Below are 16322 nucleotides of genomic sequence, written 5' to 3' on the forward strand. Positions count from 1 at the left end.
TTAGTTGCAAATACAAAGTTCCTTCCCCTTTCTGGGGAAGGAGTTTTTTAGTGGTCCCAAAATTAGTTAAAACCCCGCATGCAGGAGTGGGCAATAAACCACACTTCATTGAATTAATAAAAGAGATCACATTTTTTAATCAATTTCCCATAACTTTATGGTTCTGTTACCTCCAGCACCTGATTACATGTACACCATTATTGACATTGAAACAACCGGAAACGGGATAAAAGGAAATAAGATTACAGAAATCTCCATTTTCAAATTCGACGGTCATGAAATAATTGATGAATATACTTCACTAGTAAACCCGGAATGTGAAATTCCCTACTTTATAACGGGATTGACGGGTATCGACAATGATTTGGTGCGCCATTCCCCTACCTGGACACAAATAGCTGCAAAGGTATTGGAAATAACGCAGGACACCATATTTGTGGCCCACAGTGTAAATTTTGATTACAACGTCATCAAAAATGAATTTCAAAATATAGGGATTCATTTTTCCCGCAAAAAATTATGTACGGTACGACTGTCCAGAAAACTTATCCCCGGCCTAAACTCCTATAGCTTGGGAAAATTATGTACATCCCTGAATATTCCCCTAACGGATCGCCATAGGGCCAAGGGAGACGCCCAAGCCACAGTTATTTTATTCAAAAAACTACTGAGGACCGAAGGCGCTGAAAAAGTGTTTAAAACCTTTCTAAATTCGCGTTCACAAGAAGCCACTTTGCCACCTTTGTTGCCCAAGGAAATTTTTGAAAGTCTGCCCAATTCCCCAGGTATTTATTATTTTAAAGACGCAAAGGGAAGCATTATATATGTGGGCAAAGCCATTGATATCAAAAAGAGGGTACTAGGCCATTTCTATGACAAGGCCGACAAGGAAATTTTAATGTGCAAGGCCACGCACGACATTGATTATGAATTATCGGGGAACGAACTAATTGCCCTTTTAATGGAATCCGCAGCTATTAAACAGCATTTTCCTATATACAATCAGAGTCAGAAACGTATGCCAACGGAATATGGCATTTTTACCTATGAGGACAGGAACGGAATACGACATCTGGCATACAACAAATTAAAATTGACCCCGAACCCCTTATCCACTTATAATACCATAACGGATTGTAGATTGCTTTTGGAGGAACTGTGCAAAAACTTCGGACTATGTCCTAAATTCTGTCATTTACAGGAAAATATTGTTAGCTGTTCCCATTATACCATTGCCAACTGCAATGGTATATGCAGGGGAACGGAATCGCCAATGGAATATAATATTAAAGTACAAAACGCTATTGATGCCCTGAAGGACAAATACCGGAATTTAATAATCAGGGAAAAGGGCCGAAACCCCAAGGAAGAGGCCTTTGTTCTGATTATTGACAACAAATACAAAGGCTATGGATTCCTACCACGGCAGGAGCAAATAAATAGTATTGACGCTCTGGAAAATTTTTTGGAACTACAAAAGGAAAATATGGATACCAAACGGATTTTATCGTGGTATTTAAGAAAATACCCGAACAAGGCCATTCAATTCTCCCCGCTTTCTATTTGAATTTAACCTCCCCCAGAACTGCCCGAAAAGGCAGTTCTGACCCTGCCTACCGGCAAAGGCAGGCCCGTCCGAACGATCCGGGCGGACTCTCCCAAGGAGAGGTGAACCCGTCCCCGGCACGGGCGGATTGGTGAGCCAGAGGCAGATTCCCGTCCGAACGGCATACGGGCGGGCATCGGGGAATTATTTAGTTTAAAAAAAGTGATATTTACGGCCTATTTTTTGTTACCACTGTTCATCAACATCAACACGGCGGTAACCAGACCAACACAAACAGCGCCAAAAACGGAAATCATTATAATCCCATTGCTCCAATTTACTAATGGTAAATATTGTAATATCATAGGTACTAATTTTAAGTATAGTAGGCTAAAATATATACAAAGAGGACTATAAAATATGATAAATATCACTTTTAAAGCGTAGTAGGACAAACGTAGTCGGTTACCTTATATCCCGAAGCCTTTATTTGTTCAAAGCCACCTCCTATATCCACCAAGTTATGAAGGCCCCTACTTTTTAAAATGGATGCCGCTATAACCGATCTATATCCTCCTGCACAATGCACATAAAAAGTATCCTCCTTAGGAAATTGGGCCATATGGTCGTTTAAAAAATCCAAAGGGGTATTGTTGGCATTTTCCATATGCTCCGAAAGGTATTCGGTTTCCTTCCTAACATCAAAAACAGGAACTTCTTTGTTATCCAGGGTCTCTTTCAAATCCTTGGCGGAAATTGAGGTAATGCTATCATATTCCTTTCCCGAATCCTTCCAGGCCTTGAAACTTCCCTTTAGATATCCTATTGTGGCATCAAAACCAACCCTGGACAACCTTATAATGGCCTCCTCCTCCCTTCCTTCGGGAGCTACCAGTAAAATAGACTGCTTGGTATCGGCAATGAGGGCCCCGACCCAAGGGGCAAAACTCCCATCCAAGCCTATAAAGATAGATCGGGGAACAAACCCCTTTACAAACTCGTCCTGATGCCTAACATCCAAAATTACCGCGTTAGTAGCATTGGCCGCCTCTTCAAATGCATCCGGGGATAAAGCGGTAGTACCCCTTTCCAATACTTCCCCAATATCCTCATAACCTTCTTTGTTCATCCTTACGTTTAGAGGAAAATACTTTGGAGGTGGCAATAGTCCCTCCGTAACCTCCTTAACAAACTCCTCCTTGGTCATATTGGCACGTAGCGCATAATTCATTCTCTTTTGATTGCCCAAAGTATCGACGGTTTCCTTCATCATATTCTTTCCACAGGCGGAACCGGCTCCATGCGCGGGATAAACCACCACATCATCGGCCAAAGGCATAATTTTGTTTCTCAGACTGTGGAACAATAATCCCGCCAGATCTTCTTGGGACATATTGGCCGCCTTCTGCGCCAAATCCGGCCTGCCTACGTCACCTAAAAACAGGGTATCCCCAGAAAATATGGCAAAATCCTTCCCCTCTTCATCCCTCAACAAATAAGTGGTACTTTCCATGGTATGTCCCGGGGTATGCAGGGCTTTAATAGTGATATCCCCAAGCTTAAATTCCTGACCATCTTCGGCTATTATGGCATCGAAAGAAGGTTTGGCCGTGGGACCATATACTATGGGCGCAGCCGTTTTTTTGGACAGGGTAATGTGCCCACTCACAAAATCTGCATGAAAATGGGTTTCAAAAATATATTTAATATCCGCTTTATCGGTTTTGGCCCGCTTTATATAAGGTTCCACCTCGCGCAAGGGGTCGATAATGGCAACCTCTCCCTTACTTTCTATATAATACGCCCCCTGCGCCAAACATCCTGTGTAAATCTGTTCTATTTTCATTTATTTAATTTTATGGGTTATAAATTAACCGTCCCAATAGGTATAGGGAACAATTCCCCTAACGATATTTAGTTAGGCCCTTAAACTGTTAGGGCCCATTGCCTACTCCTTTTTCTTTGTAGGCAAATTAAAAATTAATCAAAATATTTTTAAACTAAAAATCCCTTGGACAAAGGTAAATAATATGGCGCTCCCCGAATGCAACTTTAGTTACTTTGATTCTGATACGCTACCCTTTCCCTAAGCATGGGAATGGTATTGGGATCGTCATGGTAGGCCACTGCCTCCTTTATCTTTACAAAAAGATACTCTTTATGAAGACAGTTGATAATTCCGCTCCTGAATATGATATCTCGAATAGGGCCCGTAGCACCCGAAATATAGAACCCGATATTCCTATTGTGGATTTCTCCAATAACCTTGATCAACATGGCCGATGCACTGGCGTCTATATAATTAATGGCCTCAGCATTTAAAATCACAGCTTTCAAGGAAGGGCCTTTGGCATTGATAAAATTAAATAGTTGACTCTTAAAATAAGCCGAATTCCCAAAATATAGCTCAGAATCGAATCTCACTATCAGAATGTCCGGACGGATCTGGACCTCATCCCCAAAACGATCCACATTTTTGTAATAATCGGACCCTTTTATATTTCCCAAAACCGCAAAATGAGGTTTGGAGGTCCTGTAAACCATCAATAATAACGACATTAACACCCCGATAAGGATGCCATCTACAATTCCCAGCCCAAGCGTAATTATGAAGGTAACCAACAATACAAAAAATTCGTCCTTACTTTGGTTCCATAATTTTTTGGGATAGGAAAGGTCTATCAACCCAAAAACAGAAACCATAATAATGGAAGCCAGTGCCGCCTTTGGCAAATTGTAGAATAATGGGGTAAGAAACAATAGCGTAATGGCCACCATAACAACACTGATCACCGAGGCAACGGTAGTTTTGGCACCTGCCTCGTAATTTATGGCCGAACGGGAAAAACTTGCGGTTACGGAGTAGGACTGAAAAAATGAACCTATCATATTTGAGGCCCCCAAAGCTATCAACTCCTGATTGGGGTCTATGGTTTCTACCTTATCTTTTTCTTCAAATGCCCGGCCAATGGAAATAGCTTCCAAATATCCGACCAAAGCCAATGTTAGGGCAATAGGCCATATTTCCCTAACCTTTTCCATGGTAAAATTATGGATGTTAAAAGATGGCAGGCCTGCCGGTACTTCTCCTACCACCTGGACGTCATAGGCTTCCAAATTAAAAAAGTAAACCACCAAGGTACTTAGCACAACAACCAATAATATGGCAGGAAATCTTTGGAACCATTTTTTGAAGGAAGCAATGATCAGAATTCCTGTTATCCCGATCGAGAAATCATACATATTGGTTTCCGATAAATGTTGAAAAGCATTTATGACCAACTGGTGAAATTTATTGCTATTAATAATATCCGCTCCCAACAAGTGTTTTAATTGACTAAATATAATGATTACGGCAGCAGCGGAGGTAAATCCACTAATTACAGGCCTGGACATAAAGTTTACCAGAAAGCCCATGCGCAAAAACCCAAATATCAACTGAAATGCCCCCACCATAAAGGACAGGAGCAACGCCATTACAATATAATTTTGCACACCTGATATGGCCAGGGTCCCCAATCCCGCAGCCACCAATAAAGAATCCATGGCCACAGGACCTACGGCTATTTTCCTGGAAGTCCCCAGCAAAGCGTAAACCAAAACGGGTAACAAGGAAGCATATAGACCATATACCGGTGGCAGTCCGGCAATCATAGCATAGGCCATACCTTGGGGAATTAAAATGATACCCACGGTTATCCCCGCCATCAAATCTTTGCCAAAAAGATTTTTGTTATATTGTGGAAACCAGTCCAAGAATGGTAAAAATCTCCTCATTTACCAAATTTAGTATTAAATACCTTATTCCTATGTAACGAAGGTTACAGAATTTCAACCTTTACAGATTTTATATATGTTGGTTTAGTACATGACAAAATTCCATCTCGCAAGATTTTCCTCAATTTTTGACCCCGACCCTAAAGGGAGAAATTAAGGAAAATCAGGCTCCCTTTAGGGTTTGGGGTAAAACGGATTTTCCGAGAAACCTTGTTAAGACGATTTTTGTCATGTACTTAGATAAGTTGGTATTAATAATCATTTAATATTTTATCTTGTGCCCATAAATCAAAAAACCCTGGAACATGCAAAAAATCCGCTCTATCCTAAGTGCCCTTATAACGGCTTTACTTCTTTGGCAATGCAGCACGGTAAAATCCGTTTCAGAAGAAAAAAACGAAGGATGGATCTCCTTGTTCAATGGAACGGATATAAATGATTGGACCACTAAAATTCACCATTATGAAGTTGGGGACAATTATGGCGACACCTTTAGGGTGGAAGACAGTATTATAAAAGTGCGCTATGACAACTATGAGGGCGATTTTAATGAGCGTTATGGACACCTATATTACAACACTCCCTATTCCTATTATCATTTGGTGGTAGAGTATCGATTTGTAGGGGAATTGCACCCTGGAGCCCCAAGTTATACCATAAAAAACAGTGGGGTAATGTTCCATTCCCAGGACCCAAGGACCATGCCCAAGGAACAGGATTGGCCCATTTCTGTGGAAATGCAATTTTTGGCCGGATTGGAAGAGGGAAAATCACGGCCCACCGGAAACATGTGTTCCCCGGGAACAGATGTAGTTTATGAAGGTAAAATAGATCCAAGGCATTGTATCAATTCTACGTCCAAGACCTATTTTGGGGAACAATGGGTACGCGCCGAGGCCATTGTTTTGGGAGATTCCCTTGTGACCCATATAGTTAACGGTGAGGAGGTACTGCAATACACCAAGCCACAAATAGGGGGCGGTGTAGCTAACCGATATGATCCGGCCATCAAGATCGACGGTAAATTGTTAAAGGAAGGTTTTATAGCCTTACAAGCGGAAGGACAGCCGATAGACTTTAGAAAAGTGGAATTAAAAAACCTTAAGGGCTGTACGGACCCCAAAGCTTCCAACTATAGCAAGTATTATATAAAATCCGATCCAGAGGCTTGTAACTACAACTAATTACAAGGCGTAAACCCTCTATTGGATATTTCCACCCACTGGCAACCCACTGGGAACTCTTTTGGGAATTTCCTTATCAAAATCTTCATCGTTAAGGGTATTCAAAAAAGAAATGATCAAGGACATATCCTTAACACTGAGCTGAAGTTCCCTTACCAAGGGATCGAACATTTCCTTGGATACGGAGGGATTTCGTGTTTTCCCAAAGGAAATATCCTCGTAGAATTCCAGCACCTGCTTTAAATTTTGGAAGCTGCCATTGTGCATATAAGGTGCTGTAAAACGGAGGTTTCTAAGTGAGGCTGTCCTAAATGCGAAACTTTCCTGGAATCCACTATCCGGTTCCGGAACCTTCTTGTTCTCCGGCACTCCCAGAACGTGCAACTTATAATCGGAAAACATAGGACCATTATGGCAATTGATGCAACCAACGGATTTAAAAAGCTCCATTCCTTCCTTTTCCGAATGGGATATGGCGTTTATATCTCCGGCCATATATTGATCGAACCGGGAATTGTTGGCCACTAAAGTTCTTTCAAAAGAGGCAATGGCCATCCCGATATGAATACTGTCTATGGGGGCATCCGCACCGAAGGCTTCCGCAAAAAGATTTTTGTATTCTGGAATGGATTGAAGTCTTGCTGCCACCTCCCCTAAAATTTGGGACTTTGAAAAATGTAAACCTTTCATTTCCTCCAAAGTCTTTATGGGTTCGAGTGCCTGTTTTTCCAGACTCTTTACACGATCGTCCCAAAACATGGGAGCATTTTCCGGTTCATAATCATCCTTCCCGTGTATCCCATTATATGCCGTGTTTAAAATAGTGGGGGAATTCCTTTTCATTTGGGGAATATCATTGGGTTCCTTAAATGTCCTTTTACTTCCAAGGCCCTTACCATTTGCACCTATGGACAGGTCCAAGAATTCGGCATACCCGGTGGTGGGGTGGTGACAACTGGCACAAGCAATGTCCTTGCCACCGGAAAGGATAGGGTCATAGAAAAGCAGTTTCCCCAAAAGTTCCTTCTCTTCGGAATTTGGATTTCCTATTGGAGTTTTTACAATCTTGGGCAGGGCGGATACTTTGGCAATCTCCTTAACCCGGGGCCTATCCAATTCCTTCTTTTCGGGAGCATGACCACAACCCGCCAAAAATACGGATGTCACCATGAGATACTTACAAAAATCAATCTTCATAGACATTCAATTTATCAAGACCAGTGCAGCACATAAACTTCCAATTAGCAATTAGCAATTAGCAATTAGCAATTAGCAATTAGCAATTAGCAATTAGCAATTAGCAATTAGCAATTAGCAATTAGCAATTAGCAATTAGCAAAAATAAAAAACTAAAGATCCAACACCTTTATCTGATTTCGATAAAGTGCTATCTTACCTTCATTTTCCATTTTTTTCAATAACCGGGATACCACCACTCGCGAAGTGTGAAGATCGTAGGCTATTTCCTGATGGGTAGCATATAGTACATCATCCTGGGTTACTTTGGCCTTGTCCTGCAAGTGTTTCAACAACCGTTCATCCATTCTTAGAAAAGCAAGCGTATCTATGGTTTCCATAAGCTCCATCATACGGGCATTATAACTGTCCAATATAAACTTTTGCCATGATTTGTATTTTCCCATCCATATCTCCAGATATGCCACAGGGATCATCAATAAGTCGGTATCCGTTTCGGCCACGGCCCTAATTCCACTAGTCCTATTCCCCATACAACAAGAAAAAGTCATGGCGCAGGTATCCCCTTTTTCCACGAAGTACAACAACAGTTCATTGCCCTCATCATCTTCCCTTAAAACCTTAATGGCACCGCTCAGCAACAAGGGCATGGACTTGATATTGTCACCTATTTCCATTAGGGTTTGGCCTTGGCTAACTTTTTTATAACTACCTACTTTCCTTATTTCCTCTAACAACTCCGGTTCAAAAAGATAACCATAATGTAATTGTAATGCTTCCGTCATGCCTATCGTTTCAAATATTAGGTTGAACTGTTACCGAAAAAATCCTTTCAGACCCATTTACAGTCTGAAATCCGTTGTGCAAATCTTTCTGGCCTACAGCATAGGGATAAAAGGAAATTGGTTCTATACATATCATATTGGGCACCTCTGTCCACAACATAAAATTTCCGAAGCCTTCGGTTTTTAGACTAAGCTCTCCAACATCCCTTAGGGTAAGGAAATTACAGTCCATCACCGGCAAGGCCCTATTGCCCGCATTGAGCACTTCTTGAAGGCCAATGGTACGATCCGGAGTCCTTATGGAGGCTTTATCATAATTTAGTTTAAAGGCCGGATGATATCCCAACATAAAGGGCATTCCTTCTTCTGCCTTAATTTTGAATTGAATTCTTAGACCGTTTTCCAAAATTTCGAAAGACTTTGTAAATTCAAAGCTATAGGGCCATGATAAATATTCTTGGGTGGATTTCGCAGGAAATTTGGAGTTTTTTATAGGGGTGCCCGAAGTGTATTTTTTATTAAAGACAAGCTTTGTCTTGGATTCGGAAACCAATTGGTAGGCCATTTCCCGCAATAGGCCATGTTGATCCTGTACCGCAGTACCTTTTGGGGTGGTAACCCTAAAATCGGCTTCGTTCGTAGGCCCTATAATCGGAAACATTTCAGTGTCCGAGTTTCGCCATCCCGGACTACCTTTTTGGTGGATATACTCCTGTCCGAGGACCGAGTAGCCTACCAATTCCCCTTCATCTATTTTCACTATTTGATCATGTAATTCCAGATGTACCATTTACTTTTACTTTTATGGAATAGCGTTATCTCTTTTCCAATGATTCCAGATTTTAAAAAAATTACAAAATTCTATTCGAACTGTATGGCCTTTACCGGGGAAATTTTAGTAATGATATAGGAAGGCAGAAGCAGCATCAACAGACATAATATTAAAACCCCGATGTTGAGCAAGACCACGGTAACTACATCCAGGTGCACAGGAATATAATCTATATAATACTCCTTGGGATTGGGAAATTTGAACATTCGGAATTTATACTGCAACCCAATAATGCCCAATCCAATGATATTGCCCAGTAACAATCCAACACCTATCAAATAGGCGGCATTATACAGGAATATCTTGCGTATGCTCCAATTGGAGGACCCCAAGGCCTTTAAGATACCGATCATTTGGGTCCGTTCCAATATTAAAACGAGCAGGGCGGTGATCATATTGATGCCCCCTACAATGATCATTATACCTATAATCAATGCTATATTAAAATCGAAAAGACCAAGCCATTCAAAAATCCTGTAATACTTGTCCTTTATGGTCTGTGTATCCAGATTGGATAAGGTATTCCCATAAATTTCCTTGGCCTTGTTGTCCATGTCATCAAAATCATCAACAAAGATTTCAAAGTTTCCCACTTCATTATCGGCCCATTTATTCATGTGCTGAATGTGCCGAAGGTCAATGAAAATATAGGAACCATCCAACTCCTCAAAGCCACTGTCGTAAATGCCCGTTATGGTAAATTTACGTTGATTGGGCATTTTGGATGCATCATTCTCCTTAAAAAAAATGGCAATAAAGGAGTCGCCCGTCTTTAAATTTAAACGATTGGACAACACCTGGGATATCAATGTTCCATCATTGATTTCCCCTCCAAAATTGGGCAGGGCGCCATCCGTTAAAAACTCTTTAAAAACAGCCCAATTATAATCCGGCCCGACACCTTTGGCCAAAATACCTTCAAAAGTCTCTTCGGTCCTTATTATCCCTGCCTTGGTAGCTACCCCCTGAATATGCCTTATACCGTTGACCGATTTAAATTCCGGATAAAATTCCTGATCAAGGGAAACAGGGACCATGGACACCTCGGAAGTGTTGTTGTCATAGTTATATATCTGGATGTGGCCGTTAAAGGCAGCGATCTTTTCCCGTATTTTGTGCTTAAGACCCACTCCCGTAGAAATGGCTACCAACATCATTATTACACCCAATGTAATTGCCGCAATAGCTATTTTTATTATTGGTGCAGATATACTAATTTTATGCTCCTTACCTGTAACAAGGCGTTTGGCGATAAAAAATTCTAAATTCAATTTATGGCAGTTTTTTCCATTTTCAAAAATACAGTTTTATTATTGGTTTTTACACTTTCTTCTTGTGGAAACCATGGCAAATCACAGAATAAAGCACTCAACAAGGTAGTAGTGCGGGATACCCTTGACAACGATCTGCCTATAACCATAGCGGCCAACAGAATTGCCACTTACCTTCCTTTACTTGAGGGGAAGCGGGTTGGAATAGTAGCCAATCAGACCAGTGTCCTCTTTAAGGATACCCAACCCTTGTCCTACACCCATATTGTGGATTCCCTTTTGGCCAAGCACATCAATATTAAACAAGTATTTGCCCCTGAACACGGGTTTCGGGGTGATGCCGATGCCGGGGAAAAGGTAAGTGATGGAAAGGACCATAAAACAGGACTCCCCATAATTTCCCTCTATGGAAAAAACCGTAAGCCTTCCAAAGAACAATTACGCGATCTAGATGTAATTCTGTTCGACATACAGGATGTGGGGGTACGTTTCTACACCTATATAGCTACCATGCAATTGGTCATGGAGGCGTGTGCGGAAAACAATATTCCTATAATTGTCTTGGACAGACCCAACCCGAACGGACATTACGTGGATGGTCCTAGCATGGAGACCCAACATAGGGGCTTTTTGGGAATGACCAATATTCCCTTGGTCTATGGGATGACCATTGGGGAATATGCCAATATGATCAACAAAGAGGGCTGGCTGGAAAACAAAGTTGTAGCGGACCTGACGGTAATCCCGATGGAAAATTATAACCACTCTAAAGATTACATATTGCCTATCAGGCCCTCCCCCAACCTTCCCAATATCACTTCTATTTATCTGTATCCCAGCCTGGGATTATTTGAAGGTACCAATGTAAATGCAGGTCGTGGAACAGAGTTTCAGTTTCAACGTTATGGCGCCTCCTTTTTGGACAGTACCCAATATGATTTTAAATATACCCCTGCTCCTAATTTTGGATCGAAGGACCCAAAGCAGAAAGATAAAATATGTTATGGAAAGGACTTGTCCAAAACGCCCAAAATGAATACCGTGAATTTGGATTACCTATTGGATGCCTACAAGAACACCAAGGACAAGAGCCTATTTTTTAATACAAGTGGCTTTACCAAACATGCCGGCACCACAGAATTACAAAAACAGATCGAGGCCGGACTTTCCCAAGAAGAAATAAGGAAGACCTGGCAAAATGATATAGCCCAATTCAAAGAAATAAGGGCCAAATATCTAATCTACAATTGACCAGTGGATTTTATATCCATTTTTTCTGGCGATTTATAAGGCTTAAACGGAATTTTCAATAAAGCCCCGATATTGGAATTTTCCTTTGCATTGGGACAGGTATCCACACCGTATACAATTTCATTATTGGGCAATTTCATATAGGTTCCAAGGAGTCGATCCCATATAGAAAATATATTCCCATAATTACTGTCCGTATAGGGTAATTTATAATGGTGGTGCACTTTGTGCATATCCGGTGAGACAATGACCCAACCCAATATGTCATCCATCCTTTTTGGCAAGGAAATATTGGCATGGTTAAATTGTGACAGCACCACCGATAGGGCCTGATATATCATAATTATGGCTACCGGCGCACCTACCACAAAGGTTCCAAAACACGTAAAGACAAATCGGACCACGCTTTCTACCGGATGGTGCCTATTGGCAGTGGTAGTATCCACTTCATGATCGGTATGATGGACCAGGTGGAAGCCCCAGAGCACCTTCACCTTATGCTCTACCCAGTGGGCCAACCATGCGCTAAAAAAGTCGAGCATCATTACCCCCAACAACAGCTTGAGCCATAATGGGATTACCGGCAGCCACTGAAGGACCCCAAAATTATTGGCCAAGGTCCAATCACTGGTTTTCAGCAACAAAAAGGCCAAAGGAAAATTTACAAGGATGGTCGTTAGGGTAAAAAAAATATTGGTACCCGCATGTCTCAGCTTGTTATATTGTAATTGAAACAGGGGAATTATGAACTCCAATATCCAAAAAAAGGCAATCCCGGACACCAATATGATACTCCGGTGCGCGGGAGGGATAGTTTCAAAATAGTTGTAAATGGCTTCCATAGCCTAAATTTACAAAATAGTTTTAACATAAAATCTCGAGAAATTTTACATTTTACCTCACCCGGGACTGCCGAAAAGGCAGATTGGAAGCCTTGTCTAAGGAACGGGCGGGTCCCACCACATGCGTTGGAGAATCTTTAAACTAAGTAATTATGTGTGAAAAAAAATGAACTGATTCGATATGCAGTTGGCCGTTGACCATCAGGCTATATTTTTACCTTGGCCTACTTTATTAATTTTTTCATTTCCTCCACTATATTGTATGCAGCCGGACAAATGGCGACATTCTGTAGGGTCAGATTACTTATTTGCTGGAACTTTTTCCTATCGGTATGTGGAAATTCACGGCAGGCCTTAGGCCTTACCCCATAAATGGAACAATAATTATCAGGACCTAAAAAGGTACAGGGAACACTTTGCAGTACATAATCGTTCTCCTCGTCCACCCTCAAAAATTGATCTATAAATTTCTGGGGCTTCATACGGAGATGTTTGGCAATACGCTCTATATCCGCATTGGTAAAAAGGGGGCCGGTAGTCTTGCAACAATTGGCACATTTTAAACAATCGGTTCTCCTAAATTCCGCCCCGTGCAGGTCCTGCATTATATAATCCAGATCCTTTGGCGGTTTTTTCCGAAGCCTGCCAAAGAATTTCTTATTTTCATTATGCTTTTCCTGCGCTAACTTTGGAAGTTGCCTAATTACCTCATCCATTATGGAATAAACTTTTAAAAGTTGGTTAAAAGTCCCACATTTGCATGTAAATAACAAATTTAAATGGCTAAGGACATTTTGGGCAGGGCGCTTTTGGATTACCAATCCGGTAAATATTCCGAAGATATCAAGACCTATTCCTCATTGGATGAGGAAGATATTATACCTATCCCCTACCTCTTTAGGGACTTTAGGAAAATGCCGCCCTTGGAACAAAAAGCGCTAAAGCTATGCAAGGGCAATATCCTGGATATTGGCTGCGGAGCGGGCAGCCACAGCCTCTATTTGCAAAAAAAAGGCTTCCCTGTTACCGCCCTGGACCAATCTCCCGGAGCTATTGAAACCTGCAAACTAAGGGGCATTAAAAACACTGTATTACAAGATGTTAAGCATTTTAATCTTCAAAAGTACGATACCCTCCTGATGCTCATGAACGGCATTGGGATAGTGGGGAAATTAAGGAACATAGACCCCTTTTTCTCCCATTTAAAATCGCTCTTAAAACCAAACGGCCAGATACTCCTGGATTCCAGCGATATTATTTACATGTTCGAGGAGGATGAGGACGGGGGCTATTGGATTCCGGATGACCAGAATTACTACGGGGAGGTAACCTTTGTAATGGAATATAAAGGCGAGAAAAGTGAACCCTTGGATTGGTTGTATTTGGATTATAACACTTTGCAACGTGCGGCAAATGCAAATAACTTAACTTGTGAGCTTGTAAGCAAAGGAAAGCATTATGACTATTTGGCCAAACTTACCGCAATTGGGTAATACCATGCTATATTTGTCGTTATCATAACAGTAAGGGTCCTTTAATAAAAACTGACAAGAATGAAGAAAATATCCGTAGTACTTTTGGTGATCATGGCCTTGTTCCTAGGCTGTTCCAAGGACTCCAACGACAGTGATGTCCTAAAGGTAGATAAAACGGCCAATCTTAAAGGTCCGGGCGATTCCGCAAACGATCTACTGTCCGACTCCAGTTTTAAAAACTTGGCCATCGAAATTGCCTATGTAACCAATTTTGCCCCTACTGAAACAGCCGTTTCCAATTTTGTAGCCCTTTTGAACGAGCGTTCCCATAAAGATAATATAAGCATTATATACAAGGAATTGGCCTCTCCCAAAAAGGATAGCCTTTCGATCCAAGAAGTATTTGAATTGGAAAAAGAGCATAGGACCGTATACAATAATGGGGACACGCTGGGACTGTACATCTATTTTACCGATGCCACTTCCGGTAGCGATAAGCCCAATGAAGATCTGGTAACCCTGGGTGCCGTATACCGCAATACCTCTATGGTCATTTACGAGGCTACTATTAGAAATTTGGCTTCGAGGAGTTCGTTGATCAGTACATCAACCGTGGAAGCGGCTACCTTAAGCCACGAGGCAGGGCATTTATTTGGATTGGTAAACTTGGGAACGCCGTCTGTAAACGCACACGAAGACCCAGATGCCAAAAGCCATTGTAACGAACAGAGTTGCCTAATGCGGGCAGAACTCCAATTTGGATGGGGGATGGCCAAAATGTTAACGGCCAAAAATGGGGCGATACCCGGGTTTGGCACGGAGTGCCTCCTTGATCTAAAGGCCAATGGAGGAAAATAATTACAAAAATTTATACGTATGAAAAAAATAATCACCACTACAAACGCACCTGCACCAATAGGACCGTACAACCAAGCCATACTCGCAGGAAACACCTTGTATATCTCAGGGCAAATTCCTATTGATCCAAAAACCGGGGATTTGGTGTCCGGGGATATCAAAAAAGAAACCGAACAGTCCATGCAAAATCTAAAAGCCATTCTTGCAGAGGCAGGAATGACTTTTGAAAATGTTGTTAAATCATCAATTTTCGTAAAGGATATGCACCAATTTTCACAAATTAACGAAGTATATGGTGCCTATTTTGATGCGGATACCGCTCCGGCCAGGGAAACCGTAGAAGTCGCCAATCTTCCCAAATTTGTAAATGTTGAAATATCTATGATTGCTATTCAATAGCGGCTTTATGAAATTCCACCAGGCCTTCAATGGGTCTTTGCCTTATAACGCCTAGAATCAGATCGTTTCTTTCTACTACGGTAGCCAGTTCCTCGCGTAGGTAATAGGCGATACTGCCCACAAAGCTTACGGGTACCTTTGTTGCCAATTCAAACTGCATAATGTAGTTGTTCACAAACTGCTGAAAGCCCTTGTCTATAACCCCTCTGCAATAGGGGTGATTTTTATTCTCAACAATGAATCTGGCAAAAGTGGCCAAATAGGTATTTGGATTGGGTTGTTTGTACAAATTTTCCTTGATGACATCGGCATCCAAATTGTATTCCTTGGCAAACTTGGTTGCCAGGTCCATCGGGATTTTATTAAAGTAATAATCCCTTATCAACTTCCTTCCAAAAAAGTTACCACTGCCATCATCCATAGGAATATATCCCAAAGACGTAACCTTTTGGTGCAATATCTCACCGTCGTAATAGCTGCAATTGGAGCCCGTACCCAAAATACAGACAATTGCGTGCTGCCCTACTTTTGTGGTAGCAAATATGGCCGCATAGGTATCTTCCTTTACCTCTGCCTTGGCATTGGGAAAAAATTCATTAAAAATCTCGGTTAAAAACTTTTTCATCCTATCGGTACCACAACCGGCACCATAAAAGTACAAGTGGGTAACATCCTTCCTGTTCTTGGAAAGCTCAAAATTATTGGCCAATCGGTCTTCGATTACTGGGCGAGTCAATACTTCAGGACTTAATCCCAAAGTTTGGGTCATGAACAACTGCTTTCCCTTCCCATCCAAGGCAATCCAATCCGATTTGGTTGCACCACTATCTACAATCAATATCATATAACAAGATTATTAATAAAGAATCCTGAAAATAAACAAAATATTGCTTAATCTCAGGATT

The 16322-nt window shown here is 41.4% G+C and carries 16 protein-coding genes; 6 read left to right on the forward strand and 10 right to left on the reverse strand.

The features are described from left to right. Nucleotides 1–187 precede the first annotated feature (187 nt). A complete protein-coding gene (locus D0S24_RS11530; protein ID WP_117020019.1) occupies nucleotides 188–1567 on the forward strand; it encodes an exonuclease domain-containing protein in 1380 nt (459 codons plus the stop codon). Between the two features lie 215 nt (nucleotides 1568–1782). On the opposite strand, the gene D0S24_RS21345 is transcribed toward D0S24_RS11530, so the two are convergent. The 3 genes from D0S24_RS21345 to D0S24_RS11540 form a co-directional block, all read right to left on the reverse strand. Beyond that, entirely contained in the window at nucleotides 1783–1911 is a 129-nt protein-coding gene (locus D0S24_RS21345; RefSeq protein WP_258922833.1) for a hypothetical protein, read from the reverse strand. Nucleotides 1912–1982: 71 nt separating this feature from the next. Continuing rightward, the gene (locus tag D0S24_RS11535; protein ID WP_117020020.1) at nucleotides 1983–3392 is read right to left on the reverse strand and encodes a rhodanese-like domain-containing protein; all 1410 of its coding nucleotides are present in this window, start codon (nucleotides 3390–3392) and stop codon (nucleotides 1983–1985) included. 206 nt (nucleotides 3393–3598) lie between these two features. Beyond that, nucleotides 3599–5323: a SulP family inorganic anion transporter gene (locus tag D0S24_RS11540; protein ID WP_117020021.1), complete on the reverse strand. Its 1725-nt coding sequence runs from the start codon at nucleotides 5321–5323 to the stop codon at nucleotides 3599–3601. Between the two features lie 305 nt (nucleotides 5324–5628). Here D0S24_RS11540 and D0S24_RS11545 point away from each other — a divergent pair, with 305 nt between their 5' ends. After that, nucleotides 5629–6507: a DUF1080 domain-containing protein gene (locus D0S24_RS11545; protein WP_117020022.1), complete on the forward strand. Its 879-nt coding sequence runs from the start codon at nucleotides 5629–5631 to the stop codon at nucleotides 6505–6507. Nucleotides 6508–6525: 18 nt separating this feature from the next. Here D0S24_RS11545 and D0S24_RS11550 read toward each other — a convergent pair whose 3' ends face one another. The 4 genes from D0S24_RS11550 to D0S24_RS11565 form a co-directional block, all read right to left on the reverse strand. Next, entirely contained in the window at nucleotides 6526–7704 is a 1179-nt protein-coding gene (locus D0S24_RS11550; RefSeq protein WP_251795774.1) for a cytochrome-c peroxidase, read from the reverse strand. Nucleotides 7705–7856: 152 nt separating this feature from the next. Further along, nucleotides 7857–8489 (reverse strand): Crp/Fnr family transcriptional regulator, encoded by a 633-nt coding sequence (locus tag D0S24_RS11555; RefSeq protein WP_117020024.1) that lies wholly within the window; start codon nucleotides 8487–8489, stop codon nucleotides 7857–7859. Nucleotides 8490–8499: 10 nt separating this feature from the next. Beyond that, on the reverse strand, nucleotides 8500–9279 hold the full coding sequence (locus D0S24_RS11560) for an aldose 1-epimerase (protein WP_117020025.1): 780 nt from the start codon (nucleotides 9277–9279) through the stop codon (nucleotides 8500–8502). Nucleotides 9280–9350: 71 nt separating this feature from the next. After that, nucleotides 9351–10592: an ABC transporter permease gene (locus D0S24_RS11565; protein WP_117020026.1), complete on the reverse strand. Its 1242-nt coding sequence runs from the start codon at nucleotides 10590–10592 to the stop codon at nucleotides 9351–9353. Nucleotides 10593–10595: 3 nt separating this feature from the next. Here D0S24_RS11565 and D0S24_RS11570 point away from each other — a divergent pair, with 3 nt between their 5' ends. Next, on the forward strand, nucleotides 10596–11843 hold the full coding sequence (locus tag D0S24_RS11570; RefSeq protein WP_117020027.1) for an exo-beta-N-acetylmuramidase NamZ domain-containing protein: 1248 nt from the start codon (nucleotides 10596–10598) through the stop codon (nucleotides 11841–11843). Here D0S24_RS11570 and D0S24_RS11575 read toward each other — a convergent pair. Continuing rightward, complete coding sequence (locus D0S24_RS11575) at nucleotides 11834–12685, reverse strand: sterol desaturase family protein (protein ID WP_117020028.1); 852 nt, start codon at nucleotides 12683–12685, stop codon at nucleotides 11834–11836. The two genes, D0S24_RS11570 and D0S24_RS11575, sit on opposite strands and share 10 nt — an antisense overlap. A 224-nt stretch (nucleotides 12686–12909) precedes the next feature. Next, entirely contained in the window at nucleotides 12910–13401 is a 492-nt protein-coding gene (locus D0S24_RS11580) for a YkgJ family cysteine cluster protein (protein ID WP_117020029.1), read from the reverse strand. 63 nt (nucleotides 13402–13464) lie between these two features. On the opposite strand from D0S24_RS11580, the gene D0S24_RS11585 reads away from it, so the two are divergent. From D0S24_RS11585 to D0S24_RS11595, 3 genes are read left to right on the forward strand one after another with little or no spacing between them, the layout of a single operon-like run. Then, on the forward strand, nucleotides 13465–14178 hold the full coding sequence (locus D0S24_RS11585; protein WP_117020030.1) for a bifunctional 2-polyprenyl-6-hydroxyphenol methylase/3-demethylubiquinol 3-O-methyltransferase UbiG: 714 nt from the start codon (nucleotides 13465–13467) through the stop codon (nucleotides 14176–14178). Nucleotides 14179–14238: 60 nt separating this feature from the next. Then, nucleotides 14239–15018: a hypothetical protein gene (locus D0S24_RS11590; protein WP_117020031.1), complete on the forward strand. Its 780-nt coding sequence runs from the start codon at nucleotides 14239–14241 to the stop codon at nucleotides 15016–15018. Nucleotides 15019–15036: 18 nt separating this feature from the next. Beyond that, complete coding sequence (locus D0S24_RS11595; protein WP_117020032.1) at nucleotides 15037–15417, forward strand: RidA family protein; 381 nt, start codon at nucleotides 15037–15039, stop codon at nucleotides 15415–15417. On the opposite strand, the gene D0S24_RS11600 is transcribed toward D0S24_RS11595, so the two are convergent. Continuing rightward, complete coding sequence (locus tag D0S24_RS11600; protein WP_117020033.1) at nucleotides 15407–16261, reverse strand: N-acetylglucosamine kinase; 855 nt, start codon at nucleotides 16259–16261, stop codon at nucleotides 15407–15409. The two genes, D0S24_RS11595 and D0S24_RS11600, sit on opposite strands and share 11 nt — an antisense overlap. Between the last annotated feature and the right edge of the window lie 61 nt (nucleotides 16262–16322).

This window comes from Arenibacter sp. P308M17, assembly GCF_003426735.1.
Taxonomy (GTDB): Bacteria; Bacteroidota; Bacteroidia; order Flavobacteriales; family Flavobacteriaceae; genus Arenibacter.